Raw genomic sequence first — 546 nt, 5'->3', positions numbered from 1 at the left:
TCCGTACCATCTGTATCCGGTAGGTCGTTCGCAGGATCGTCTATCTCATCATTTACATCAAAACCATCATTTATATCACTGCCCTCATAGCCATCATCCAAACCATCTCCGTCGGTATCGTTACCGGTGTAGAGCTGATCCGGCTCTCCGTCGAAATTAAAATCGTTCCCTTCGTTATTATCCGGTACTAAATCATTGTCGGTATCCTCATCTAAATAATCTTCTTCATCTAACCCATCTGTATTAACAGGAAGTATTCCTTCGTCTCCATTGCCTTCATAAGCATCATCCAGGCCGTCACCATCACTATCATTACCCGTGGGCGCTATATAGCCAGCAGTGGTCTGGGCTTCTACATTATCTGGAAGGCCGTCGTCATCCGAATCAATATCCAAATGATTTGGTATACCGTCTGCATCTAAATCAAAAGGATTGGTTAAGGGATCATTGTCGTTATCCAAATTCGGATCTTCTGTAGTGTCCAAAAGACCGTCATTATCGTCATCTATATCTACACTATCCATAACTCCATCCCCATCTGTGTCT

The 546-nt window shown here is 43.4% G+C and carries 1 pseudogene; it reads right to left on the bottom strand.

Features of this window, described 5'->3' with window-relative positions:
- A pseudogene (locus PXG98_RS16425) lies at positions 1–546 on the bottom strand (gliding motility-associated C-terminal domain-containing protein); the annotation flags it as partial.

It is taken from the genome of Eudoraea chungangensis (assembly GCF_029360665.1).
GTDB lineage: Bacteria > Bacteroidota > Bacteroidia > Flavobacteriales > Flavobacteriaceae > Eudoraea > Eudoraea chungangensis.
Note: the sequence above shows the minus strand (reverse complement) of the source record. Positions and strands in the feature narration are given on the sequence as shown.